The organism is Sphingopyxis sp. QXT-31, from assembly GCF_001984035.1.
Lineage (GTDB): Bacteria > Pseudomonadota > Alphaproteobacteria > Sphingomonadales > Sphingomonadaceae > Sphingopyxis.
Map to the genome: position 1 here is coordinate 527,179 of NZ_CP019449.1, position 20,511 is coordinate 547,689.

Genomic DNA, 20,511 nt, shown 5'->3' on the forward strand with positions numbered 1-20,511 from the left:
GTCAGGGACCGGTCGCGGCGGTCCGGCTTTGCCGGCGCGGCGCGCGGATCGGGCGATATTCGCAGGTGATCGGGAGCTCGCGCCGCGGGGCGGGCACGAGATGGATGTGGAGCCGGGCTTCGGCGGCCACCGCGTCGAGCGCAAAGGCCTGCTCGGCCTCGTACATCTCGTCGCGGTGCGGCTGCACCCACTCCCGCACCGATGCGAGCGCGCGCGACTTCGCGCGCGCGAGCGTGTCCGCCACAATGAAAAGATTGCGGTGGCGCTCGAGAAATTCGCCCCGGATATAGCCGCCTAGATTGACATAATAGAGCCGTTCGGGACCCTCGAAGGGCGCGGTCTTCAAAACTATGTCATAGCCATCTGCGTGATCGATCTCGGCCCAGCAGTCGATATGGAGGCTGCCCGGCGTGCCCCACCATTGGCGGCGGAGCGCATTATAAGTGTCGGTGATCGTGGGCGCGGCGACGAAGCGCATGTCGTGCAGCTCGATATTGGCGCCGGCCATCTCGCCGCCGACATAAATGGCGAAGAGCTTCACGCGGCCTTCTCCTCGGCATTCGCCTGGCCGATCGCGGCTGCAAGCTGTTCTCCGACCACCATGCCCATTTCGTGCGAACTCGTTATCCCCTGGATGAAAGGGTGGCGGCCGAGCAGGAAGGGCAGGCTGAGGCAGTAGAGGCGGGATTCCGGGATATCGTCTGCAATCGGGTGGAAGGCATCGTCGATCGCGATGCCCCGCGCCTCCGACTTGCCGGCACCAGGCGCTGCATCGCGCACGATGCCCTGTTGCCGCAGCGAGGAGAATGGAAAGGCTGCGGCGCCGAGTGGGCGCTGGCCCATCGCCTCGATAAACACCTCAAAATGCCGCTGCTCGCCGCCCAGGATCAGGGACGCGCCTGCCTCTTCGCGGCTCGTGTCGATGCGGTAATCGTCGCCGATCGCCATGACATCGAGCCTCCCGGCGCGGTGGAGCGCGATCAGCCGCCGGATCGATTTGTGGGGAACGGTGGCATAATCGTCGACGAACACCGGCTTGAAGTAACGGACGAAGCGGCGGTAGTCCGTTCCCTCCAGATATGGCACGAGAAGCGCGAGAGTTTCGTGCATGCGCAGGATCGCGTAACGCCAGGCGACTGTGTGCCTTGCGGCATAGTCGTGCTGCGCTTTGGCGAGATTCGCCTCGGCCCACACAAAGGGATCGCTCGCTGCGCGCCGCGCAAAATAGGCTTCGCAGAAGCCCTCGAGGTCGAGGTCCTCCAGGCCGATACCCGCGGCGTAAGGGGGATCGGCAGCGGCAAGCTCCGCCTTGAACAGTGCGAAGGCGGCATCGAGCAGCTCGTCTTCTTCGCTCGCGACGAGACGCGTGATCGCCTCCTCGGTACAGATGGCGAGCGGCTCATAGGGAAGCGGCGCATAGAAGTCGGCTTCGGGGAGCAGGCCCTTCCTCGACATCATCGTCATGTGGAACGCGTCGGTGGCGGATGCCGGACGATAATGCGTCTCGCCGTTCCGGTTTTCGTCAAACGAGCCATGGATGTTGGCGAGCGCGATACAGGCGTCGATGGCCGTGAGCGAGCTGCCGCGAATGCCGATATCGCAGGGCGGTACCGTGGCCAGAGCCGAGGCGGGCCAGGGGCTGAGGAAATAGCCTGGCCGAACCTCGGGCTCGGCGGGCCATTGGTGGCCCGTCGCGAGGACGACATGATCGAAAGCCTCGTCGGCGAGTTCGCCCGACCTCATGCGAACCTTGAGTATCATCGCGCCGGACGTGCTGACGACGTCCTCGACGCGGCACCGCGTGCGCAGCTCGAGCTCGATACCGCGCGCCCGCGCCATGTCGATAACGGCGTCGAACTGGTCGCGGAAATATTCGCCGAGCGCGACGCGCGGATAGAAGGTCCGTTCGCCGATCGCATCGGGATCGATGCCGAGATCGGCGAGGCGCTCCGGCGGCTGACGTATCAGCCAGTCGCACAGCGTCTCGGCAAGCGGCGGGATTTCGATGCTGGCGATATTCGCCAGCATGGCGGGGTCGTTCCAGCCGGGCCGATAGGGCGTTCCGCGCCCCGCGCACGCCTGCGCTTCATACACGGCAAGACGGAAGGGCGAGGGGTGGTGGGCGAGAAGCGCATGCAGCGTGTAGAGCGTGGTCGGGCCGGCTCCGACAAAGGCTATGCGGGGTGTCATATTGCGACAATGCTCCGGGCGCGCAGAGGTTCGGCCGACTTGCTCTGGGTCAATGCGAATTCTCCTCAGCTGCTCCGGGGCGCCCAGCCAAAAAAAAAGGGTCCGCATGCGCGGACCCGAAGGGGGCCATCAACTTGGCGGGAGGATTAGTTTTCGGTGCCGGGAGTACCCGTCTTCGGCGGCTTGCCGTCTTCGATGCGGCCTTCGTTGCGAAGGTCGCGGCCTTCCTGCGCCTTGCGCTTGGCCTCGGGGCTGTCGCCGTTTTCGAAGGCTTCTTCCTTCACATAGCCGGCAGCTTCCTTGATCTGTCCCTTGACGCTCATGATACTCTCCATTGGCTGTGGGTTCTGGTCTGAGAAACCCTTGGACGCGGGCGAAAGTTGCCTGCGATCGCCCAGATTTATCTTCGCCGCCGTGCGCAACTTTGGCCGCATCGCGGCGTTTCGCGGCGCGCATGAAAGAGTGACGACGGCGAGGCTTGGCCATTGCCCTGAAGCCTGCGAACGCCCTTCGGCGATCGTCGCCGAACCGCAACTTTTGTACCCTGCACGCGTTCGCCCGTCATCATCAACGAGAGACGGGCGTGATCCACCAACAGTTCGAACTTGACCGCATCGATCGAAGCGCGCCCGACGCGATGCTCGCCTGGGCGCGTATATTGGGCGTCAGCCAGTCCGAGATATTGATCGCGGTCGCGGCAGTCGGCGATCGCGCCGATGCGGTTCGTACCTATCTCGCGCGGCCGTGGCCGGAGCCCTTGGCTTGACGGCGGGCCCCGAGGGGACGGGCGGCGACGCGGCTGCAGCGAACAGCCGTCGCCCGGACGGAATCAGCGAAAAGATGATCTCCGGGCAGCGCTGGCACCGCCACGCGAGCCCCGTTTCCTTCGTCCTGCTCGCTGCCATCGTCGCCGTCGCGCTATCGGGCCTCGTCGGTGGCCAGCTGAGTCCGCTGCGCGTCGAGGATTTTGGAGCAGCGCGGCTCGAGGTGAAGACGCCCTCGGTCATTCGCAACGGCGAGTTTTTCGAAACCCGCATTCGTGTCGAGGCGATCCGCGATGTTTCCGATGCGGTGCTTGCGGTCTCCCCGTCGCTCTGGACCGACATGACGATCAACACGATGCTCCCCGCCGCCGCCGAGGAAAGCTACAAGGACGGCGCCTATCGTTTCTCCTATGGGGAGCTTCGCGCGGGCGAGACGCTGGTCGTCAAGATCGATGGCCAGATCAACCCGCCGCTCTTCGCAGGAACCAAGGGCGAGATTGCGCTGTTCGACGGCGAGCAGCGGCTCGGCAGCATGCCGCTAGAGGTCAAGGTCCTGCCCTGATGGATATCGTCCTTCGCGCGAGTGCGATGTTTTTCCTGCTCTATGCGCTCCTCCGTCTCATGGGAAAACGCGAACTGGGGCAGATGACGCCTTTCGAGCTGGTTCTGCTCGTGGTGATGGGCGACCTCATCCAGCAGGGCGTCACCCATAATGATTTCAGCCTGACCGGCGCGTTGCTCGCGATCGTGACCTTCGCCTTCTGGGCGCTCACCCTGAGCTGGGCGACCTATCTCTTTCCGCGGCTCAAGAATCTGCTCGAAGGCCATCCGCGCGTCGTGGTGAAGCAGGGCGAGATCATCCGCGACAATCTTCACCGCGACCGGCTTACCGCCGACGAGATCGAGTCCGAGATGCGGCTCGCGGGCATTGCCCACATTTCCGACGTGGAATGGGCGATCCTCGAGCCGCAGGGCAAGATCAGCTTCATCAAGCGGTCCGAAGGCGCGTCGCGCCAGCGCGATGCCGACGACGGCGCGGTGTGAGCGGATCGAGCGCAACTTTCGGGCTCGCCGCGCGCTGAACAGGCGCGGGGCATGACGATGGAGACTGCCATGAAACCGACCGAAGTCGACACCGACGCCACCCATATCCTCGCGGCCGATCACCGTGCCGTCGAAGCCCTGTTCGAGGAATTCGAGAAGGCGAGCGGCACCGACCGCAAGGCGAAGATCGCAGACCGGATCTGCACCGAGCTCAAAATCCATGCGCAGATCGAGGAGGAGGTCTTCTATCCGGCGCTCAAGGGAAAGATCGACGACGATCTCCTCAAGGAAGCCTATGTCGAGCATGATGGCGCCAAGATCCTGATCAACGATATCGTCGCCTCGGGACCCGACGACGAATTTTTCGAGGCGAAGGTCACGGTGCTGTCGGAAGAGATCAAGCATCATGTGAAGGAAGAGGAAAAGCAGCACGACAATATGTTCCAGCAGGCGCGTGCCGCCGACGTCGACCTCGACGCACTCGGCGAAAGGATGCTTGCCCGGAAAGAGGAGCTGAAGCGTCAGGCCGAGACCGCGGGCCTTCCCCCCGCCGAACTCGCCACGATGTAGGGTGAGCGCTGCAACGCTGATCGAACGGCGTACGCGTAAGCTGGCCCGGCATCTAGCCGGAAAGACGCTGCGTTTCGTGACAGCCGAAAGCTGCACCGGCGGTCAGCTCGCAGCGGTTCTCGCAGCCGATGCCGCGCTCGGAGTTCATCTTGAGCGCGGCTTCATCGTCTATTCGGTCGACGCCAAATGCGAGATGCTCGGCGTCGCCCGAGAAGACGCCGAGCGAGATGGAGCGGTGAATCCCGAGGTCGCCGCCGCGATGGCGACTGGCGCTCTTCGGACAAGCCATGCCGACATTGCAATTGCGATCACGGGGTTCTGCGGCCCTCGCGAAGGCCGCGAAGAGGTAGGCCTTGTCTACATTGGCGCGGCCGACGCCAACGCGGTGCGGGTCATGGATTTTCATTTCGGCGATATCGGGCGCCGCAATGTGCTCGATCAGGCCGTGGCCGCAGCGCTACAGATCATGATCGATGCGGCATCGTGAACGAGGATCGCGGGCGCTCCGGCGGGCGGGATCGGAGGCGGGAGCAGAGCCGAGTTCGGCAGCCGTCCTTAGCGCGGCGCTTTCCGCTTCAAGGCCCCAGCCTTGTGGGCCGCCCGCTTGCCTTCGGCCGTTTCGACCAGATATTCGGGGTTCGCCGGCGATGCCGCGACATGATGGCCTTTGATGTCCATTGCTTTCGTCACTTTTCGCACGACGTTGCCCTCGGCGCGTCCGCCGTGGCTCTTCCACGTCACCTCGTCGCCCTTCTTGGGTTCGTCTTTCATGGTCGCTCTCCTTTTAAGAAACAGTCCGCGTGCGCGGGAAAGGTTCCTCTCTTGGAGCGGCGAGCAGGAAGACATCTGTCGCAGGCTCTTTCGATGCGATTGCCGAATACGGTGGGGAGGCTGCGATGAATGACGATCACGCGCGCGGTCGGCGCGACGGTCTGCGGCTTGCTCTGGCCGTGCTTGCCGCCGAAGAGGCGAAATGGGCCGCGTTGCTTGGTGAGAGCCGATCCTGGCGGACGAACCGCGAACGCGAGGTACGCCACAAGGCCCTGCAAGTCGCCCAGAAGCGGATACAGACATTGCTCAACCGCATGTATCCAAAAGGGCCGGATGGGCTCGGCGATGAGGTCGCCGCCGCCCTTGAGAAAGCCGGACTCTGATCGGCGGCGCGCGCTCGGTTCATTATTGAGCGAGGCTGGCGAGCGCGACTTCGAGGCTATCGATGGTGAAAGGCTTCGCGAGGATCGGCCTGTCGTTCCAGCAGGGGCCGGGCTGACCGACAAAGCCGCCCGTCGCGACAAGGAATGGGATCGAGCGTGCCGCGAGAGCCTCGGCTACCGCATCGCAAGGCAAGCCGGATTCGAGGTAGACGTCTACAATCGCGGCATCGAATTCGCCTGTCGCGATATGTCTGAGCGCCGATGCGATATCGCCGGCGTCCCCGACAATATCATGCCCCAGCGCGCCCAGCGCATCTTCGAGCATCATGGCGACAAGTGGATCATCTTCGACGACCAATATCCTTTTGGGCATATTTTTCCTGCATTATCTGCGAGGCGCTTGCGGCGCGCTCACGAAGCTCGACTTACGGCGGCATCCGAGTGAATGTCCTCCCGGTGCCGCGCCTACGCCTGAGCATCGGCGACCCTCATCCAAAATCATATTGATCCATGTTAATCGCCACCCAGACCGCCTGCAATCTCGGCTGATAGGGCTAGCAAGGCTGCTTGCCACGAAGGGCATGGCAGTGCATGCAACGGCACAAATTGTTCGACCGGGCCGAGGGGCATATCGATGGAATCGGCCAGGATCTCGTCGCTCGGCCGCGACACGCGGGCGAGTCGCCTCATCATCCTTCTCCTGACGATCGGATTTGTTGCGCTCCTCGCGGCGGCATTGACTGCTTTTTATGTGCAGCGCCAGAATGAGGCCGACGCCCGAAAGGTGGCGCACACGCTCGCTGTCGAGGCAAATCTCGGGGCTTTCGCCAGCGCGACCGAACGAATGGAAACGGCGCGCCGCGGGCTGATCCTCACGCAGAACCCGGCCTTCGCGGCGATCATGGATGAGGCCGAGGACCGGTCGCGCGCCCAGCTCGCCTCGCTCGAGGCGCTGATTAGCGACAATCCAAACCAGCGCGGCCGCGCCGCCAGGCTCCGCGCGCATCTCGACGCCTATGGCCGTCATTACCAGGCGACTCTCGGCCTTCGCGGCACGGACCGCTCGGCACTGATCGCCGACTTCGCGAACGACAAGGGGGTGCTCGAGGTGCGCGCTGCGCGCGCGGTCGTCGAGACGATGCTCGAGAGCGAACTCGCCCTCCTCAAGGATCGCGAAGCACGCCAGCAGCGCACACAGTCGCTGTTCACCCTGACGCTGATCGGAACCGGCATTCTCCTGCTGGTCGTTGCAGCCGCCACGCTGCTCCTCGTTCGCAACAATCTCGTCGAGCTCCGCGCATCGCGCGCGGAACTTCGCCGTCTCAACGAAGGGCTTGAGGAACTGGTCGATGCGCGCACGGGCGAACTCAAGCGCGCCAATGCCGAAATCCAGCGCTTCGCCTATATCGTGTCGCACGATCTGCGTTCGCCACTCGTCAATGTGATGGGTTTCACGGCCGAACTCGAGACCGCGCGCAAGGCGATCTCGGGCTATCTCGAACAGGGCGATGCGCAGGGCTGGAAGGCGCCCGACGCCGCGACGCGGCTCGCGATCGAGGAGGATCTGCCGGAATCGATCGGCTTCATTCGCACCTCCACGCAGAAGATGGACCGGCTGATCAACGCGATCCTCAATCTCTCGCGCCAGGGTCGCCGCACGCTCGCGCCCGAAACGCTTGCTCTCGGCGACGTCGTGGGCGCGATCGTCGGCAGCCTGCAGCACCGCATCGACGAGACCGGCACGACGGTCGAAGTGTCGGACCTGCCGACCGTGATCAATGACCGGGTCGCGGTCGAGCAGATCCTCTCGAATCTCATCGAAAATGCCCTCAAATATTCGCAGCCGGGGCGGGCGGGGATCATTCGCATAGCCGGGGGCGCCGATCTCGGGCGCGCTTGGGTGGCGGTCGCCGACAATGGTCGCGGCATCGAGCCGCGCGATCACGAACGTGTGTTCGACCTCTTCCGAAGGTCGGGCGTCCAGGACCAGCAGGGGGAGGGGATCGGTCTTGCCCACGCCCGCGCGCTTGCCTATCGCCTCGGCGGTAATATCGAAATCCAGTCCGAACTCGGTGCGGGTTCCACCTTTCGGCTGATCCTGCCCCTCGTGTGGCAAAGCGGAGAAGAAGATGCCTGACCAACTGCCCGTAAACATCGTGATGATCGAGGACGACGAGGGGCATGCGCGCCTTATCGAGAAGAACATCCGGCGCGCCGGCATTTCCAACAAGATCCATCATTTTCTCGACGGCACCTCGGCTCTCGAGTTCCTGTACGATGCGGCGGAGGGCCCGGTGCGCAACGGGCCGGCGCTCGTGCTGCTCGACCTCAATCTGCCCGACATGAGCGGGACCGACATTCTCGCCAGGCTGAAGGCCGACAGCAGTCCGCTGCGCCGCACGCCCGTCGTCGTGCTCACGACCACCGACGACAAGATCGAGATCCAGCGCTGCTACGACCTCGGCTGCAACGTCTATATCACCAAGCCGGTGAACTATGAGAATTTCGCCGACGCCATTCGCCAGCTCGGTCTCTTCCTGTCGGTGATCCAGGTCCCCGATCCCGACCCGGCTTGAGACCCGCCCTGGCCCACATTCTCTATATCGATGACGACGACGGCATGCGGCGGCTTGCGTCGCGCGCGCTTGGCCGGAAAGGTTATGAAGTCAGCCTCGCGGCAAGCGGCGGCGAGGGCGTCGACATGGCGAAGGTCACTGCCTTCGATCTCGTTGCCGTCGATCACTATATGCCCGGGCAGGACGGGCTTGCCACGCTCGAGGCGCTTCGCGCCCTGCGCGACTGCCCGCCCGTCGTCTATGTGACGGGCTCCGAGGAGAGCCGCATCGCCGTGGCGGCGTTGAAGTCGGGTGCCGACGATTATGTGGTAAAGTCGGTCGGCGAGGATTTCTTCGATCTCTTGGCCTCGAGCTTCGAACAGGTGCTCGAGCGTGCCCAGCTTCGGCGCGCGCGCGCCGAGGTGGAGAGCGAGCTGCGCGCGACCAATGCGCGGCTGGAAGCGCTGCTCAAGGAAGTGAACCACCGCGTCGCGAACAATCTCCAGATGGTGATGTCTTTCGTCGCCCTCCAGTCGAAGACGCTCGCCGATCCCGCCGCCCGCGAGGCGCTGCAGAAGACGCAGCAACGGATCGCGACGGTCGCGCAAGTCAACCGGCGCCTCTACACCACCGAAGACGTCGAATATGTGGCGATGGACGACTATCTGGGCGGCCTTGCCGAGGATCTCTCGGCAACCTGGTCGACAGGGGTCGCCGCGCGGCGTGTCATCGCCGACGTCGAGCCCATGCGTGTGGCCACCGACAAGGCCGTGGCGCTCGGCATGATCGCCAACGAATGGGTGAGCAACGCGTGCAAATATGCCTATGGCGACAGCCGTGATGGCGAGATTCGGATATCGCTTCGCCGGGCCGACGAGACATTGCTCGAACTCGCGGTTGTCGACGACGGGGCAGGGATGCCGTCCGACGGAACGGCGCGCGGCACGGGTCTCGGAACGCGCCTCATCGAAGCGTTGGCGCGGACCCACAAGGCGGCTGTCTCTTACAGCGCGGTCGATGCATCGCGCGATATGCCGGGCACGAGCGCGCTCATCCGGATCCAGTTGCGACCGGGCGAGCTCAAAGTCTAGTTTGCGCCGCGCGGCTGCCGCGCGGGTTCGGCCGCCGCCGACGGGCGAGGCTGGACGAGCGCATCGGACTGCTTTTCGGGGCGGATGTAGATCGAGCTGATATCGCTCGACGCGGCCTTGAGCTCGGCCTCGATCGCCTCGATCAGCGTCTCGGCCTCGCCCATGGCGAGACGATCCTCGAAGTCGGCGCTTACCGCGACGAAGATCGAATTGGGTGCGGTGTGGATCGTGCGCACATGATTGACCGCTGTAATTTCGCGGCGCCGTTCGACGATGGTCCAGATACGCGCGATCAGTTCGGGGTCCGCAGCCTCGCCGATCAACAGCTCCTTCGCTTCGCGGGCTAGAAGGATCGCGACCGCCGCCAGGATTGCGCCGATCGCCATCGAGGCGATGCCGTCGATCCGCGGATCCCCTGTCGCATGGCTCAGCCATATGCCGCCGGCGGCGATGGCGAGGCCGGCGAGCGCGGCGCTGTCTTCGAACAGAACGATGAAACCTGCGGGATCCTTCGACCGCCGCACCGCCGTCCACCAGCCGAGCCCGCGCCGCCCGGCGTTAAACTCGCGCACCGCGATCGTCCACGACGCACCCTCGAGCAGGAAGGCGATGGCGAGCACCACATAGTTGATCGTCGGATCGCGAAGCGGCTCGGGATCCCGGTAGTGAACCCAGCCTTCGTAGATGGAAATGCCGGCTCCGACGGCAAAGATGAGGATTGCGACGACGAACGCCCAGAAATAAAGTTCGCGGCCGTAGCCGAAGGGATGACGATTGTCGGGCGGCCGCTTTGCCTTCGCCTGGCCGTAGAGGAGCAGCATCTGATTGCCGCTGTCGACGAGCGAATGGACCCCTTCCGATAGCATCGACGAGGAACCACTGATCGCCGCGGCGACAAATTTGGCGACGGCGATGCCGAGATTGGCAAAGAGCGCACCATAAAGCACGATGTTCGCCCTGATATGATGCGCCCTCGAGCGCGGCTTGCCCGTATCAGACTGGTCTATCACCGAGCTACCTTCGCCATCGCGGCGCAAGGGGCCGCGCAGGCTCTCGATATCGATAGACAGGGGATGAGACGCGTCATGGGACAGCTACGCCCGGCGGGGCGGCACGTTCCCGAGACGCGTCGCTATGTCCCCGCTCCATCAGCGCCGCCCAGCGCGCGTCTAACGCCGACCGCGCGCCGCGGGGCGCGAAGGTGCCGGAAGGCGGAAGAAGGTGGGCAGTGCCACACCTTAGCGCGATCATGGCGGCGTTCTTCGCTTATTTTACCTGGCGCGTGATCCGCTTCAAGCCTGGCGGCTCCGCCTGATTATCTTTTGCTGGCTGCAGCAGCGACCGGTGATCCCATCGCGAGCGCACGGGGTCCGGTGACGCGCCACACCGTGTTAGAGAGATCGTCGGCGATCCAGAGCGCGCCGCGCGCCGGGTCCCAGGTGACGCCGACCGGGCGACCGCGCGCTTTGCCGTCCTTGATGAAGCCGGTCACGAAATCCTTCGGCTTGCCGGCAGGACGTCCGTTGGCGAAGGGGATGAAGCTGACCTTGTAGCCGGCGAGAGTCTGGCGGTTCCAGCTGCCATGCTCTCCAACGAAGGCGCCCGTCTCATAGCCCGGCAGCCCGCCTTCGGTCGCAAAGCTCAGCCCGAGCGGCGCGACGTGCGAACCGAGCGCATAATCGGGAGTGACTGCGGTCCTGACGAGCTCGGGCTTTTGTGGATGAACGCGCGGGTCGGGATGGCGTCCCCAATAGCTGTAGGGCCAGCCGTAGAAAGCGCCCTCGCGCACCGAGGTCAGATAATCGGGTACGAGCTCGGCGCCAAGCTCGTCGCGTTCGTTCACCACCGCCCAGAGGATGTTCGTCGATGGCTCGAAGGCGAGGGCGGTCGGGTTGCGGATGCCCGAGACGAAGATGCGGCTCGCGCCGGTGGCGGCATCGACCTCCCAAATGACGGCGCGATCCTCCTCGATGCTCATTCCCCGCTCGCCGATATTGCTGTTCGAGCCGATGCCGACATAAAGCTTCGACCCGTCCGCGCTCGCGGCGAGCGATTTCGTCCAGTGATGATTGATCGCTGCCGGGAGCTTGGTCACTTCCTCGCCCTTGCCCGCGATGCGCGTCGCGCCAGGCGTGTAGGTGAAGCGCAGCAGCGCACCCTGATTGGCGACATAAAGGTCGTCGCCGACGAGCGCGAGACCATAGGGCGCGTCGAGATCCTCGATGAAGCTGGTACGAAGTTCGGGTTTGCCGTCGCCATTCGCGTCGCGCAGCAAGGTGATGCGGTCGCCGCCCTTCACCGAGGATTTTCCAAGGCTCTTGATATAGCCCGCGATCACATCCTTAGGGCGGAGCTTCGGCGCATGGCCGCCGGACCCTTCGGCGACGAGGATATCGCCATTTGGGAGCACGAGGATCTGTCGCGGAATCTTGAGGTCCGTCGCGACCGGCACGATCGTGAAACCGGCGGGAACGGTCGGAAGCTCGCCGTTCCAGCCTGCAGGCTTGGCGATCTTCATCGGTGGGACGAGCGTCTCGTCGATCTTCGGCAGGCTCGGGCTGGCACCCGTCTGGTCGAGCTTTTCATCGCCTTTGCCGCAGCCGGCGAGCGCGGCCGCTAGCGCCGCCGCAGCGACGAGGCCGAAGGAGGTCTGGCGGTTCATGCGCGGGGCTCCTTCGCTGCGTGGAGAAGCCAGGCGGCGGCAATCGCTGCAAGTGTGGATAGGGCCGAGAGGGTCACGCCGGTCGTGCCGACCGAACTCCAGGCATCCTGGCTATGCTTGAAGGCGTTCACGAGGCCCGCGATCCACATAACGAGGATCAGCAGAAAATAGGCGATGGCAGGCCCGCGCTTTAGCTGCTTTCGGCCTCGGATAAATGCTATGGCGGACCACAGGAGCACCGGAGCCCCGAGTATCAGCCCGCCCGTGATCAACCAGGCCGAGAAATTGCTCCACTGCATCTCGGCGCTGTTGAGATAGGTGATGTCGGAAAGGAGCGCGCTGCTGAACAGGGCGACCGGAAAGGCGAGGAGAATGGCGTGCAGCGGATGGGGCGCGCGTCGGCGATAGGGCGGGTCGGTGCGAGGCGATGGGGCCGTTGCCATATTGATCTCCATGCAGGCCCCCGTCTGGATAATGCGCCGACCGCCCAATAGTTTCCCGGAACCCGCGCGCCGGGCGCGACGTTGGCAATTGGATGAATCCGTCCTCGATTCCTTATTGCGGTCCCGCGCCGATCCCGGCTGACTGGATGCTGCGCTGGAATCTCGATCCCTGGCTGCTCGTGGCGCTGGGCGCCGCGGCGCTGATGGCGTGGCGATGGAAAGCGCGCGGTCCCTTCTGGGCCGGGTTCGCCCTCATCGTCCTGCTGTTCGTGTCGCCTCTATGCGCCCTGTCGTCGGCGCTCTTCTCGGTGCGCGTCGCGCACCATATCATCCTGACCGCGGTTGCTGCTCCGCTGTTCGCGCTCGGCCTGCCGCGGTTTCGGCTGCGCGGCGGTGCGCCGCTATGGGCGGCCGCGCACATTCTCGCATTCTGGATCTGGCACGCGCCGGCGCCCTATGCTCTCGCGCTGGCGAGTGACGGCGCTTTCTGGTTGATGCAGCTTTCGTTGCTCGCGACCGCGTTCGGCTTCTGGGCTTCGCATCGCTCGTCGTCGCCGCCGCTCGCGATCGGCCTGCTGCTTGCCATGATGGTGCAGATGGGGCTGCTCGGGGCGCTCATCACCTTCGCGGGCACGCCCCTCTATGCGCCCCATCTCGCGACGACGATGGCCTGGGGGATGGCGCCGCTCGAAGATCAGCAACTGGCGGGGCTCATTATGTGGGCTCCTGCCGCGGCTCTTTATCTCGGCGCGGCGCTCTGGACCGGGTGGCGCCTCCTCGGCGAGCCGCCCGCGGTGGCAGCATGATCGAGGCGATCCAGGCGTGGGCGGCGCGTTATGCCGCCGACCGCCGCTACTCGCCCGTCGGGCAGCTATTCCACTGGACGATGGCTGCGCTCATCCTCTTCCAGCTCGGCTGGGGCTGGCGAATGAGCCGCATCGATGCGGGCGGCGACAAGTTGGAGGCGTTTCGAGTTCATGCCGAACTCGGCCTGCTGATGCTCGTGCTTGCTGCGCTGCGCGCGATCTGGCGGATGATCGTGCCGGGTCCCATCAACGATGCCGACCGGCTGGGCTGGCAGACGGCCGCAGCCTATGTGACGCACATACTCTTTTACGTCTGCTTTTTCGGTCTGCCGCTCTCGGGCTGGGCGATGTGGTCGGTGGTCGGCGGCGAGCCGCTCGAAGTGGCGGGGCTCCTTCCCTGGCCGCACATGCCCTTCGACAGTCTGGAAAAAGGCATTCAGTGGTGGATTCTCGACTGGGCGGAGGGAATCCATGCGCTCCTGATCATTCTCCTCGTCGCGATGATCCCGCTGCACGTGGGCGCGGCTCTGAAACATCATTTCTGGGATCGGCACGACGTGCTGCGGGGGATGTTGCCCGAGCTTCCGGAGGATGGGGCGGAAAGGACGCCGCATGACGGGACACCGCCGCAAGCTCGGCGTCCGAGAGCAGGCGGCTGACGCGGCGCATCTCGCCTAGCGGGTCATTATTGCGCTTCGCTTCGCGCCACGCGCGAAGCTGACCCGCGATATAAGCGGCGGACTGACCGGCCAGCGGCGGATTAGCGGCATCGCCCACGCCGCCCACACCGTGGCACGAGGCGCAGGACGGCAATCCCCGCGCGGGATCGCCCTCGTCGTAGAGGCGCGCACCCGTCGGACTGCCGGCTTCGACCGGCCACGCCGCGGGCCTGATCGCCGCGTAGAATGCCGACACTTTCGATCGGTCGCCATCGCCGAGTTTGCGGGCGATCTCGCGCATCGCGGCATGCTCGCGGCGACCATTTGCATAATCGTCGAGCTGCCGATGGAGATAGCCCGCGTCGAGTCCGGCGAGGCGCGGCGCGTCGCGCCCGTCGCCTTCGCCCTGCAGCCCGTGACAGGTGAAGCAGGCCGCTTCGGCGCCGGCATCGCCGCCGCTCATCGCGATCGTCTCGCCCGTCGCGCGGAAGCGATCGGGCGGCGCGGGCGCTTGGCATGCGGACAGGAGGAACAGGAGGAGGAGGGAGGCTTTGCGCACGCTTCGGGAACCAATGGCCGCGCGAGGTGGTTCCCAAAGCGAAACGAGGACGGTGAACAGCTATGAAAGGGGGCGCTGCGATTTCGGTCTTGATGCTGCTCGGCGCCTGCGCGCCCGCCCCGGTTGAAACGGCACCCGCAGACCCCGCCGCCATCGCGCGCGGGCGCGATGCGGCGGCGCGGCTTGGTTGCGGCGCCTGCCATGCCATGCCCGGGATCGCCTGGCCGAAAGGGCGCGCGGGACCGCCGCTCGCGGGCTTCGGCGCGCGCCCGCTGATCGCCGGCGAACTGCCCAATCGCGCGCCGCAACTTGCCGCCTTCGTCACCGACGCGCCGGCAATGGTGCCGGGGACCGCAATGCCGGCGATACCGATGAAAAGAGCCGAAGCCGACGACATCGCCGCCTGGCTGCTGAGCCTCGATGACTGACCTGGCGCTGCCTTCCGAAGGCTGGCCGCCCGCCGTGCTCGATCCTGCCGGCCCCTATTCGGAGCCCGTGACCCTGCTTGCCTGGGTGCTGCTTGCTGGCGGAACCGTGATATTGGCGATCGTGCTTGGCGCACTCTGGATCGCGCTGCGCGGATCGCCTCGGCTCAAGACCCGGCTCGGCGGCGAGAAGGCGATCTGGATTCTGGGATTTGCCTTTCCCTCGGTCGTGCTCACGGGTCTGCTCGTGTGGGGCCTGATGCTCACCAGTTCGCTTTCGGCGGCGCGCGTTCCCGAAGGCGCCATGCGCGTCAAGGTCATCGGCGAGATGTGGTGGTGGCGCGTCCATTATCAGGACGGACAAGGCCGCGAGACGCTGCGCGATGCGAACGAACTCCACATTCCGATAGGACAGCCCGTCCTGCTCGAACTCGAGGCGGCCGACGTCATCCATAGCTTTTGGGTGCCGCGGCTTGGCGGTAAGATGGACATGGTACCGGGGCGCACCAATCGCCTGCTGATCGAGGCCGATGCGCCGGGTATCTACAAGGGACAGTGCGCCGAATATTGCGGCGGCCCGCACGCGCTGATGGGGTTTGTGTTGGTGGCCCACACCCCGGCGGACTTTGCGCGATGGCAGGCTTCGCGGCTCCCGTCGCAAGGCGCCGGCGGCGAGGGGCTTGCACTTTTTCTCTCGAGCGGCTGCGCCGCCTGTCACACGATCCGCGGCACGCCGGCGCGTGGACTGGCCGGCCCCGATCTGACGCATGTCGGTTCGCGCAGGACGCTGGGCGCGGGCATATTGCCCAATAATCCGGGGACGATGGCGGGCTGGGTCGCCGACAGCCAGGAGATCAAGCCCGCGAACCGTATGCCCGCCTATCATCAGTTCAGCGGCGAGGAACTGCAGGCGCTCACCGCCTATCTGGTCTCGCTCAAATGAGATCGGAAACGGGGTTCGATCCCGCGCTTTATGAGCGTTTCCCGACCCGGGACGAGCGGCCGAAAGAAGAGGAGGAGGACCTCCGCCGCATCTGGTGCAAGCCCAAGGGCTGGGAATATCTGTTCGCGGTCAACAATAATTATATCGGCATCTATTATCTCGGAACCGCTTTTCTCTTTTTCCTGATGGCGGGGGTGCTCGCGCTGCTCATGCGTGCGCAACTCGCGGCGCCGATGCTCGAGATCCTGCCGCAGGGCACCTATAATCAGGTCTTCACCATGCACGGCACGGTGATGATGTTCCTCTTCGCGGTGCCCGCGGTCGAGGCGGCAGGCGTGCTCCTCCTCCCGCAGATGCTCGCGGCGCGCGATCTGCCGTTCCCGCGGCTGTCCGCCTATGCCTTCTGGGCCTATGCCGTCGGCGGACTTTGTTTTTTCGCTTCGATCTTCGTCGGGCTTGCGCCCGACGGCGGCTGGTTCATGTATCCGCCGCTGACGTCCAAGGCCTATTCGCCGGGAATCAACACCGACTTCTGGCTGCTCGGCATCGGCTTCATCGAGATCAGCGCGATCGCGGGGGCGATCGAGATCATCGTCGGCGTGCTGCGGACGCGCGCGCCGGGCATACGCCTCGACAGGATGCCGATCTTCGCCTGGGCGATGCTCGTCTTCGCGGTGATGATCGTGATCGCCTTTCCGAGCATCATTCTCGGCACCTTGCTGCTCGAGATCGAGCGCGCGTTCGGCTGGCCCTTCTTCGACGCGACGCGCGGCGGAGACCCCTTGCTCTGGCAGCATCTCTTCTGGTTCTTCGGCCACCCCGAAGTCTATATCATCTTCCTGCCCGCCGCCGGGATGATGAGCATGATCGTCGCGACCGTCGCGGGCGAGAGGCTCGTTGGCTACCGGCTCATCGTCCTTGCGATGATCGCGACGGGTTTCATCAGTTTCGGCGTGTGGGCGCATCATATGTTCACCACCGGCATGCCGCCGATGACGACGGGCTTCTTCTCGGCCGCCTCGATGGCGGTCAGCGTGCCGGCGGGCATTCAGGTCTTCTCGTGGATCGCGACGCTCGCGATCGGCAAGCCGAAGTTCAATGCGCCCGGCCTCTTCGTGATGGGCAGCATCGTCATTTTCGTGACGGGGGGTCTGACGGGTGTGATGGTAGCGATGGTGCCCTTCGACTGGCAGGCGCACGATAGCTATTTCATCGTCGCGCACCTTCATTACGTCCTAATCGGCGGTATGGTCTTTCCGCTGTTCGCGGCCTTCTATTACTGGATCCCGATGGTGAGCAAGCGCGCGCTGTCGGAGCGGCTCGCCAAATGGGTGTTCGGCCTCATGTTCACCGGCATGAATGTCGCTTTCCTGCCGATGCATCTGGCAGGGCTGCAGGGCATGCCGCGGCGCGTCTACACCTATCTGCCGGGGCAAGGGCTCGAACTTCCCAACCTCATATCGACGGTCGGCGCTTTCATGCTCGGGCTCGGTGTGCTCCTCTTCCTTGTCGATCTGGCGCGCAATTTCCGGCTCGCGCCGGGCGAAGGCAATGCCGGAAATGTCTATGGCGGCGGCACGCTCGAATGGTTGCCGAGCGAGCTCTATTCGACGCGCTCGATCCCGGTCGTGACGAGCCGCGAGCCCTTGTGGGACGATCCTGCGCTCGCCGATGAGGTCGAGAAGGGGCATTATTTCCTCCCGCGCTCGGCGACAGGCCGTCGCGAGACGATCGTCACCAGCCCGCTGCTCGCCGAGCCCCAATATCTGCAGATCATGCCGGGGCCGTCGCCATCGCCCTTCGCCGCCGCGATCTTTACTGCGGGCTTCTTCCTCGCGCTGACGGTGCAGGCCTATATGTTCGCATGGGTGAGCGGCGTCCTCGCGGTGATCTCGGTCCTGCGATGGCTTTGGGAAACCGACCGGCCAATCGAAATCGAGGGCGTCGACATTGGCGCCGACATTTGCGTCCCGACCTATGTGACCGGGCCCTCGAGCCATGGCTGGTGGGCCATGATCATCCTGCTGGTCGTGATGGGCATGATCTTTCTTATGGCGCTGTTCAGCCTTGCCTTCCTGTCCTCGAACCAGCCTGGTTTCTGGCGGGCGCCGCCGCCCCTTGGCGAGGCGATATCGATGCTCATGCTCTACGCTGCAGCGATCGGGTTCGCGCTCGCAGCGCGCTCGGTCCTTCGACGCTCGCCATTCTGGTCGGTGATGGCGCTTCTGTTCTCCGCGGCGGCATCAAGTGCGGCGCTCGGTCTGGATTACGCAAGCTGGTCGGGCAGCGGGCTCGATCCGACCGCGAGCGGGCAGGGGGCCGTCGCCTACGCGCTGCTGGCTCTCCAGGCCTGTGCGGCGGCGATCGCAATGCTGATGGCGCTCTACTGCGCCGCGCGCGCTGTACGGGGGCTTGTCGCGCAGCCGAGAAACAACAGCATCGACCTCACGATGCTCTTTCTCGTCTACACCGCGGCCCAAGGGGCGACGGGCACCCTCGTTTCGCGACTGGTCGGCGTTGGCGGATGAAGAGCTGGCTCATCATCATGGGCGGTCTCATCCTGTGGGCCGTGCATTTCTTCCTCCTCTACCTCCTCGCCGAGTTCGGGGGCAGCTGGACCGGCGTACGTCTCGCGGCATCGCTTTGTACCTTGGTCCTTCTCGGCGCTGCGGCGTGGATGTTCGTAGCGGTTTCGCGTGAAACGCCCGGCGATCCCTTCGCCTGGTGGCGACGGCGCGCGGCGATGCTGGCGCTGGCATTCGGCGGGCTCGGAATCGTCTTTCAATATTTGCCGGTCTTGCTCGTTGATCGATAGGACGGCGGGAGCGAAGGCCGTGCCGGTTCGGGCCGGTAGTAAACGAGGGAGCGAGATGGATGCAGGTGATCGAAGCGATAGCGGCATGCGACGAAGCGCTTCGTACGGCGATGCTGGCGGGCGATGCCGAAGCACTGGAGCAGCTGCTTGCGGATGATATGATCTTCGTCGACCAACAGGGTGTGAGGCGATCGCGTGACGACGATATCGCGGCGCATCGTTCGGGACTGCTCGACTTGAGTTCACTCGATTTTCGGGGCGACCGTCTCGTTCGGCCCTATGGTGACCTGGCGAGCGTCGTCGTGACGACCGATGTCGCCGGATCCTATGGCGGCACGGCCTTCTTCGGAACCTTCTCCTATCTTCGTCTCTGGAAGCAGCAGGGTGACCGCTGGCAGATCATTCTCGCTCAATGCACCGCTTGTCCGTCGTCAGAGCTGTGATCGGAGACTGCTTCGGCCGAGGTTGAGCGCGGCATCTGTCGAGCGCGCTCTGGCCTCGCAGGCTCGGCCAGGGGTCGCACGGATGTCCGGCCGCGCCTGCACACTTGCCTCGCTTCTTGCCGGTGCGGGCGCGCGCTGTCACGGCGGGCAAGCCAAGCTGCGCGCGGCTCCGGCCACGGCTCCGCCCCGTCCGGCCCGCCGCTCCCGCGCGCACGCCGCCCCTGCTGCGGCTCCGGCAAGAGTGCGGTTTTCGGCCCTCCGGGCCAGCGGCATTGCGGCCAAGGTCAATCCGCTCGGGCGCGAAGCTTGCGGCGGATCGTCCTCAGCGCGGTTTCGAGACCTTGCGAGCGATATCCGCCTTCCGGCGCTTCGCGATCGAACAAGGCGCCGTCGTCATCGCGGCCGAGCAGAAATTCAAGCGCTTCGACAAGTTCCTGGTCCATGGTGGTTCTTCCCGTCATCGCGCCAGCGCCACCGATACAGGACAGTGGTCGGAATAATGTTTGACGTCTTTCCCGTAGAGCGTCTCGGCAAAGCTTAGCATGTCCGCGCCGGCGCGCCGGTCGAGCACGATATGATCGATGAAGCTGTCATAGCGCGGATCGCATTTCGGCCGCGTCCCGGCATCGGCGAGCCGGAGGTCTGCGTTCGCCGGCGTACCGTCGTCGATCTCGGACCAGATGCGGTCGCCTTCAAGGCCAAGCCTGCGGTTCCAGTCGCCGAGCACGGCGAAGCGCACGGGCGCTTCTGCAGCCGCATCGATCCACGCCTCGAGCGCGGGAACCTGCTCTGCGAGGATCGGGCAGGCCTTGGCTGTGTCTCCGGCAAAGCAGCCCGACTTGAGGTGAATCGAAAGCAGGCGAAGGGGTCTCGCGCCCACCGGTCGAAGGGTTATGTCGACCCCCGAGCGCAGCTGTGGATTGCCGAGCATCAGGCCCTTCACATCGGCGTGGCGGTCGAACGCGATAGTCTTGCGGATCGCGAAGCCGACTGCCTGGCGAATCACGCGCTGCGACTTGTGCTCGCCGCCGCAGGTCCCGCTCGGTGCGCCGGCGCGCTCTTCCATGACGATGGCATAGCGGGCAGGATCAAACACACGTTCTGCCGCCGCAACACTCTCCGCTTCCTGAAACGCGATCACGTCTGCGTCGAGGCCGTCGGCAATTTCTCGCATGGCGGCATAGTCGGCGTCGGTTCGCGGCTGACACCCGTCACCGTTCCGCTCGGCAAGAAATTCGAGATTCCAGCTCGTCAGCGTGAGCGGCCGGTCGTGCGGGACTGCGAGCTGACGATGCTGCGGGGCTTGCTCGGCCCCTGCGCAAGCGCTGAGCGAAAGGAGCGAAGCGGCGAGGAAGAGGAGGCGCTGGTTCATCGGGCGCTTCTGGCCG

The 20,511-nt window shown here is 64.9% G+C and carries 27 protein-coding genes and 1 pseudogene; 17 read left to right on the top strand and 11 right to left on the bottom strand.

All coding sequences use genetic code 11. The features are described from left to right. Position 1: 1 nt before the first annotated feature. From BWQ93_RS02585 to BWQ93_RS21030, 3 genes are all read right to left on the bottom strand, one after another. Positions 2–541 carry a DUF1543 domain-containing protein gene (locus BWQ93_RS02585; protein ID WP_077029156.1) on the bottom strand — a complete coding sequence of 180 codons (540 nt, stop codon included), beginning with the start codon at positions 539–541 and terminating at the stop codon, positions 2–4. After that, positions 538–2,190 carry an FAD/NAD(P)-binding protein gene (locus BWQ93_RS02590; protein ID WP_077029157.1) on the bottom strand — a complete coding sequence of 551 codons (1,653 nt, stop codon included), beginning with the start codon at positions 2,188–2,190 and terminating at the stop codon, positions 538–540. Before BWQ93_RS02590 ends, BWQ93_RS02585 begins: the two co-directional genes overlap by 4 nt. 146 nt (positions 2,191–2,336) lie before the next feature. After that, complete coding sequence (locus BWQ93_RS21030; protein ID WP_167346272.1) at positions 2,337–2,513, bottom strand: hypothetical protein; 177 nt, start codon at positions 2,511–2,513, stop codon at positions 2,337–2,339. Positions 2,514–2,773: 260 nt separating this feature from the next. Between BWQ93_RS21030 and BWQ93_RS02595 the strand changes: the two genes are divergently transcribed. The 5 genes from BWQ93_RS02595 to BWQ93_RS02615 all read left to right on the top strand — a co-directional run bounded on the left by BWQ93_RS02595 (position 2,774) and on the right by BWQ93_RS02615 (position 5,055). Beyond that, positions 2,774–2,956, top strand: a complete 183-nt coding sequence (locus tag BWQ93_RS02595) for a DUF3606 domain-containing protein (protein ID WP_056350250.1) — start codon at positions 2,774–2,776, stop codon at positions 2,954–2,956. Continuing rightward, on the top strand, positions 2,953–3,516 hold the full coding sequence (locus BWQ93_RS02600; RefSeq protein WP_077029158.1) for a hypothetical protein: 564 nt from the start codon (positions 2,953–2,955) through the stop codon (positions 3,514–3,516). The genes BWQ93_RS02595 and BWQ93_RS02600 overlap by 4 nt, the downstream gene beginning before the upstream one ends. After that, positions 3,516–3,998, top strand: a complete 483-nt coding sequence (locus BWQ93_RS02605) for a DUF421 domain-containing protein (RefSeq protein ID WP_056350254.1) — start codon at positions 3,516–3,518, stop codon at positions 3,996–3,998. Before BWQ93_RS02600 ends, BWQ93_RS02605 begins: the two co-directional genes overlap by 1 nt. A gap of 69 nt (positions 3,999–4,067) precedes the next feature. Continuing rightward, positions 4,068–4,568, top strand: coding sequence for a hemerythrin domain-containing protein (locus BWQ93_RS02610; RefSeq protein WP_062179512.1), 501 nt, complete (start codon positions 4,068–4,070; stop codon positions 4,566–4,568). A 1-nt stretch (position 4,569) separates the two neighbouring features. Continuing rightward, entirely contained in the window at positions 4,570–5,055 is a 486-nt protein-coding gene (locus BWQ93_RS02615) for a CinA family protein (protein ID WP_077029159.1), read from the top strand. 68 nt (positions 5,056–5,123) lie between these two features. Here the strand turns inward: BWQ93_RS02615 and BWQ93_RS02620 are convergent, their stop codons facing one another. Continuing rightward, positions 5,124–5,339, bottom strand: coding sequence for a DUF2945 domain-containing protein (locus BWQ93_RS02620; RefSeq protein WP_077029160.1), 216 nt, complete (start codon positions 5,337–5,339; stop codon positions 5,124–5,126). A 125-nt stretch (positions 5,340–5,464) separates the two neighbouring features. Between BWQ93_RS02620 and BWQ93_RS02625 the strand changes: the two genes are divergently transcribed. Then, positions 5,465–5,722: a hypothetical protein gene (locus BWQ93_RS02625; protein ID WP_077029161.1), complete on the top strand. Its 258-nt coding sequence runs from the start codon at positions 5,465–5,467 to the stop codon at positions 5,720–5,722. 22 nt (positions 5,723–5,744) lie between these two features. Here the strand turns inward: BWQ93_RS02625 and BWQ93_RS02630 are convergent, their stop codons facing one another. Continuing rightward, entirely contained in the window at positions 5,745–6,095 is a 351-nt protein-coding gene (locus BWQ93_RS02630; protein ID WP_077029162.1) for a response regulator, read from the bottom strand. A 261-nt stretch (positions 6,096–6,356) separates the two neighbouring features. Between BWQ93_RS02630 and BWQ93_RS02635 the strand changes: the two genes are divergently transcribed. Genes BWQ93_RS02635 through BWQ93_RS02645 form a run of 3 tightly spaced genes read left to right on the top strand, consistent with a single transcriptional unit; the run spans position 6,357 to position 9,368 of the window. Then, positions 6,357–7,859 (top strand): sensor histidine kinase, encoded by a 1,503-nt coding sequence (locus tag BWQ93_RS02635; protein WP_077029163.1) that lies wholly within the window; start codon positions 6,357–6,359, stop codon positions 7,857–7,859. Beyond that, entirely contained in the window at positions 7,852–8,298 is a 447-nt protein-coding gene (locus BWQ93_RS02640) for a response regulator (RefSeq protein WP_056350270.1), read from the top strand. Before BWQ93_RS02635 ends, BWQ93_RS02640 begins: the two co-directional genes overlap by 8 nt. Further along, on the top strand, positions 8,295–9,368 hold the full coding sequence (locus BWQ93_RS02645; RefSeq protein WP_232314713.1) for a sensor histidine kinase: 1,074 nt from the start codon (positions 8,295–8,297) through the stop codon (positions 9,366–9,368). The genes BWQ93_RS02640 and BWQ93_RS02645 overlap by 4 nt, the downstream gene beginning before the upstream one ends. Here the strand turns inward: BWQ93_RS02645 and BWQ93_RS02650 are convergent. The 3 genes from BWQ93_RS02650 to BWQ93_RS02660 form a co-directional block, all read right to left on the bottom strand. Next, the gene (locus BWQ93_RS02650; RefSeq protein WP_443029372.1) at positions 9,365–10,375 is read right to left on the bottom strand and encodes a cation diffusion facilitator family transporter; all 1,011 of its coding nucleotides are present in this window, start codon (positions 10,373–10,375) and stop codon (positions 9,365–9,367) included. The genes BWQ93_RS02645 and BWQ93_RS02650 overlap by 4 nt on opposite strands. A 308-nt stretch (positions 10,376–10,683) precedes the next feature. Continuing rightward, the gene (locus BWQ93_RS02655) at positions 10,684–12,030 is read right to left on the bottom strand and encodes a PQQ-dependent sugar dehydrogenase (RefSeq protein ID WP_077029164.1); all 1,347 of its coding nucleotides are present in this window, start codon (positions 12,028–12,030) and stop codon (positions 10,684–10,686) included. Beyond that, positions 12,027–12,485 carry a DUF2231 domain-containing protein gene (locus BWQ93_RS02660; RefSeq protein WP_232314715.1) on the bottom strand — a complete coding sequence of 153 codons (459 nt, stop codon included), beginning with the start codon at positions 12,483–12,485 and terminating at the stop codon, positions 12,027–12,029. Before BWQ93_RS02660 ends, BWQ93_RS02655 begins: the two co-directional genes overlap by 4 nt. Positions 12,486–12,619: 134 nt before the next feature. Here BWQ93_RS02660 and BWQ93_RS02665 point away from each other — a divergent pair, with 134 nt between their 5' ends. After that, positions 12,620–13,279, top strand: a complete 660-nt coding sequence (locus BWQ93_RS02665; protein ID WP_232314716.1) for a cytochrome c oxidase assembly protein — start codon at positions 12,620–12,622, stop codon at positions 13,277–13,279. After that, positions 13,276–13,938 carry a cytochrome b gene (locus BWQ93_RS21215; RefSeq protein WP_077029166.1) on the top strand — a complete coding sequence of 221 codons (663 nt, stop codon included), beginning with the start codon at positions 13,276–13,278 and terminating at the stop codon, positions 13,936–13,938. The genes BWQ93_RS02665 and BWQ93_RS21215 overlap by 4 nt, the downstream gene beginning before the upstream one ends. Here the strand turns inward: BWQ93_RS21215 and BWQ93_RS21490 are convergent. Next, positions 13,931–14,350, bottom strand: a pseudogene (locus tag BWQ93_RS21490) (c-type cytochrome); the annotation flags it as partial. The gene BWQ93_RS21215 and the pseudogene BWQ93_RS21490 overlap by 8 nt on opposite strands. Between BWQ93_RS21490 and BWQ93_RS21220 the strand changes: the two are divergent. The 6 genes from BWQ93_RS21220 to BWQ93_RS02700 are packed head-to-tail and all read left to right on the top strand — an operon-like array spanning position 14,246 to position 19,123. Further along, a complete protein-coding gene (locus BWQ93_RS21220) occupies positions 14,246–14,563 on the top strand; it encodes a hypothetical protein (protein WP_232314717.1) in 318 nt (105 codons plus the stop codon). The pseudogene BWQ93_RS21490 and the gene BWQ93_RS21220 sit on opposite strands and share 105 nt — an antisense overlap. Beyond that, entirely contained in the window at positions 14,560–14,925 is a 366-nt protein-coding gene (locus BWQ93_RS02680) for a c-type cytochrome (RefSeq protein ID WP_077029168.1), read from the top strand. The genes BWQ93_RS21220 and BWQ93_RS02680 overlap by 4 nt, the downstream gene beginning before the upstream one ends. Then, positions 14,918–15,865 (top strand): cytochrome c oxidase subunit II, encoded by a 948-nt coding sequence (gene coxB, locus BWQ93_RS02685; protein WP_077029169.1) that lies wholly within the window; start codon positions 14,918–14,920, stop codon positions 15,863–15,865. Before BWQ93_RS02680 ends, coxB begins: the two co-directional genes overlap by 8 nt. Beyond that, positions 15,862–18,393, top strand: a complete 2,532-nt coding sequence (locus BWQ93_RS02690; protein ID WP_077029170.1) for a cbb3-type cytochrome c oxidase subunit I — start codon at positions 15,862–15,864, stop codon at positions 18,391–18,393. The genes coxB and BWQ93_RS02690 overlap by 4 nt, the downstream gene beginning before the upstream one ends. Next, the gene (locus BWQ93_RS02695; protein WP_077029171.1) at positions 18,390–18,680 is read left to right on the top strand and encodes a hypothetical protein; all 291 of its coding nucleotides are present in this window, start codon (positions 18,390–18,392) and stop codon (positions 18,678–18,680) included. Before BWQ93_RS02690 ends, BWQ93_RS02695 begins: the two co-directional genes overlap by 4 nt. 59 nt (positions 18,681–18,739) lie before the next feature. Next, complete coding sequence (locus tag BWQ93_RS02700) at positions 18,740–19,123, top strand: nuclear transport factor 2 family protein (protein ID WP_077029172.1); 384 nt, start codon at positions 18,740–18,742, stop codon at positions 19,121–19,123. Between the two features lie 284 nt (positions 19,124–19,407). Here BWQ93_RS02700 and BWQ93_RS20625 read toward each other — a convergent pair whose 3' ends face one another. Then, positions 19,408–19,566, bottom strand: coding sequence for a hypothetical protein (locus tag BWQ93_RS20625; protein ID WP_156878109.1), 159 nt, complete (start codon positions 19,564–19,566; stop codon positions 19,408–19,410). Between the two features lie 14 nt (positions 19,567–19,580). After that, on the bottom strand, positions 19,581–20,495 hold the full coding sequence (locus tag BWQ93_RS02705) for an endonuclease (RefSeq protein WP_077029173.1): 915 nt from the start codon (positions 20,493–20,495) through the stop codon (positions 19,581–19,583). Positions 20,496–20,511 lie beyond the last annotated feature (16 nt).

Coding starts and splice junctions, on each gene's coding strand:
- BWQ93_RS02625 (WP_077029161.1), top strand. CDS start 5,465: ATGAATGACGATCACGCGCGCGGTCGGCGCGACGGTCTGCGGCTTGCT.
- coxB (WP_077029169.1), top strand. CDS start 14,918: ATGACTGACCTGGCGCTGCCTTCCGAAGGCTGGCCGCCCGCCGTGCTC.
- BWQ93_RS02640 (WP_056350270.1), top strand. CDS start 7,852: ATGCCTGACCAACTGCCCGTAAACATCGTGATGATCGAGGACGACGAG.
- BWQ93_RS20625 (WP_156878109.1), bottom strand. CDS start 19,566: ATGGACCAGGAACTTGTCGAAGCGCTTGAATTTCTGCTCGGCCGCGAT.
- BWQ93_RS21215 (WP_077029166.1), top strand. CDS start 13,276: ATGATCGAGGCGATCCAGGCGTGGGCGGCGCGTTATGCCGCCGACCGC.
- BWQ93_RS02665 (WP_232314716.1), top strand. CDS start 12,620: ATGCTGCGCTGGAATCTCGATCCCTGGCTGCTCGTGGCGCTGGGCGCC.
- BWQ93_RS02610 (WP_062179512.1), top strand. CDS start 4,068: ATGAAACCGACCGAAGTCGACACCGACGCCACCCATATCCTCGCGGCC.
- BWQ93_RS02700 (WP_077029172.1), top strand. CDS start 18,740: ATGCAGGTGATCGAAGCGATAGCGGCATGCGACGAAGCGCTTCGTACG.
- BWQ93_RS02635 (WP_077029163.1), top strand. CDS start 6,357: ATGGAATCGGCCAGGATCTCGTCGCTCGGCCGCGACACGCGGGCGAGT.
- BWQ93_RS02690 (WP_077029170.1), top strand. CDS start 15,862: ATGAGATCGGAAACGGGGTTCGATCCCGCGCTTTATGAGCGTTTCCCG.
- BWQ93_RS02680 (WP_077029168.1), top strand. CDS start 14,560: ATGAAAGGGGGCGCTGCGATTTCGGTCTTGATGCTGCTCGGCGCCTGC.
- BWQ93_RS02655 (WP_077029164.1), bottom strand. CDS start 12,030: ATGAACCGCCAGACCTCCTTCGGCCTCGTCGCTGCGGCGGCGCTAGCG.
- BWQ93_RS21220 (WP_232314717.1), top strand. CDS start 14,246: ATGCTCGCGGCGACCATTTGCATAATCGTCGAGCTGCCGATGGAGATA.
- BWQ93_RS02620 (WP_077029160.1), bottom strand. CDS start 5,339: ATGAAAGACGAACCCAAGAAGGGCGACGAGGTGACGTGGAAGAGCCAC.
- BWQ93_RS02695 (WP_077029171.1), top strand. CDS start 18,390: ATGAAGAGCTGGCTCATCATCATGGGCGGTCTCATCCTGTGGGCCGTG.
- BWQ93_RS02660 (WP_232314715.1), bottom strand. CDS start 12,485: ATGGAGATCAATATGGCAACGGCCCCATCGCCTCGCACCGACCCGCCC.
- BWQ93_RS02590 (WP_077029157.1), bottom strand. CDS start 2,190: ATGACACCCCGCATAGCCTTTGTCGGAGCCGGCCCGACCACGCTCTAC.
- BWQ93_RS02605 (WP_056350254.1), top strand. CDS start 3,516: ATGGATATCGTCCTTCGCGCGAGTGCGATGTTTTTCCTGCTCTATGCG.
- BWQ93_RS21030 (WP_167346272.1), bottom strand. CDS start 2,513: ATGAGCGTCAAGGGACAGATCAAGGAAGCTGCCGGCTATGTGAAGGAA.
- BWQ93_RS02705 (WP_077029173.1), bottom strand. CDS start 20,495: ATGAACCAGCGCCTCCTCTTCCTCGCCGCTTCGCTCCTTTCGCTCAGC.
- BWQ93_RS02630 (WP_077029162.1), bottom strand. CDS start 6,095: ATGCCCAAAAGGATATTGGTCGTCGAAGATGATCCACTTGTCGCCATG.